The 632-nt window shown below is 55.5% G+C and carries 1 protein-coding gene; it reads right to left on the reverse strand.

Annotation, left to right across the window (positions count from 1 at the left end; translation table 11 throughout):
• Positions 1-243 precede the first annotated feature (243 nt).
• Positions 244-632 (reverse strand): hypothetical protein (locus tag LNV09_RS24630; protein ID WP_263559705.1); only part of this gene is annotated, 389 nt, incomplete at its 5' end.

Below are 632 nucleotides of genomic sequence, written 5' to 3' on the forward strand. Positions count from 1 at the left end.
AAGCGGCAGGTGCCACAAGCTTGGGGACGATGCCATGACAGTATTGGTGCGCTCTAACGTCAAAGTTGAGCCGCGAGCGGCGGCTGGGCACGGAAGGCCCAGAATGAAATGGGGGCCTGCAGTGACCAGCCGTTGCGAGTCGGCTCGAACGAGGGGTTAGAGCGCAACGCCTGAATACACCCGCGGGATTGCTGCCATCCCGGCCCGCCTAGCCGAGATCGCACTGCAGCGAATGGATTTAATCTATCGTGCTGCATGCAACTTCCCATAGAAGCGATCTTGCTCGGTCACTGTTGCCGCCGCGTCGAAGGCAGAGAGCAAGCCGAAAAAATAGAGCCGCTCGTTCATTGTCATCCCATGAATCTGAGTTGCCACACTATCCCGGAATTCCGACCAGAGCGCGTATATGGCCGCGTGCTCCGATTCGCTTGAAATCCAAGTGTTCCCAATATATCGTTCGACCGATGAGCATAGGAAGTCGACGTTAGCTGAATTTGCTTTCCACTCTTGCAAGTGATTCACAAGCCCGATTGCAACAGTGTCGCTAGAAGAACTGGCTATCGAATCGCAAAGTTCGTCCAATGTCATTTGGCGCTCTAACGTTGAAGCTGAGGGGCCGGAGCCAGCTGGCC

This window comes from Paucibacter sp. B2R-40 (assembly GCF_025717555.1).
Lineage (GTDB): Bacteria > Pseudomonadota > Gammaproteobacteria > Burkholderiales > Burkholderiaceae_C > Paucibacter_A.